The sequence below is a fragment of the Janthinobacterium sp. GW822-FHT07A03 genome (assembly GCF_058798815.1).
Genome location: NZ_JBXAKW010000052.1, coordinates 1 through 567 on the forward strand (window position 1 = coordinate 1; position 567 = coordinate 567).

1 protein-coding gene is annotated in these 567 nt (G+C 66.7%); it reads right to left on the reverse strand.

The features are described from left to right. The coding region (locus tag AC1RJW_RS29750) for a thiamine pyrophosphate-binding protein (RefSeq protein ID WP_493048120.1) at positions 1-517 on the reverse strand (517 nt) is incomplete at its 3' end. Between the last annotated feature and the right edge of the window lie 50 nt (positions 518-567).

Sequence of the window (567 nt, forward strand, 5' to 3'; positions counted from 1 at the left end):
CCGTCAAGGCGGCAATCGCGCGCGGCAAGGCCGTGAGCAATTGCTCCGGATAGACGATGCGGTCGAAGTAGCGCGACAGCGGTTTGAAGGCATCGTTGACCGAGACGCTGCCGTCAGAAGCATCTTCCAGCTGCTGCAAGACGGGGTCCGGCGCGCGCGAGACGAACACGTCGCCTGGCAACAGCAGCACGGGCAAACGGTTGACGTGCGCCAGCGCGGCGGCGGTGAGCAGGTTGGTGGCGCCGGGACCGATGGAGCTGGTGACGGCCATCATGCGCCGGCGCATGTGCGCTTTCGCATAGGCGATGGCCGAGTGCGCCATCGCCTGTTCATTGTGGGCGCGGTAGGTGGGGAACACATCCTTGTACTGGTACAGCGCCTCGCCCATGCCGGCGACGTTGCCGTGGCCAAAGATGGCGAAGGCGCCGCCGAACAGAGGCTGGCCGTCCTCGGTGCGCAGCACGGACAGGTAGCGGATCAAGGCCTGCGCCATGGTCAGGCGGATGGTGGCGCTCATGCCGCACGCTCCAGGCGGTTGCGCGTGCGCTGCCACAGGACAATCAGCTG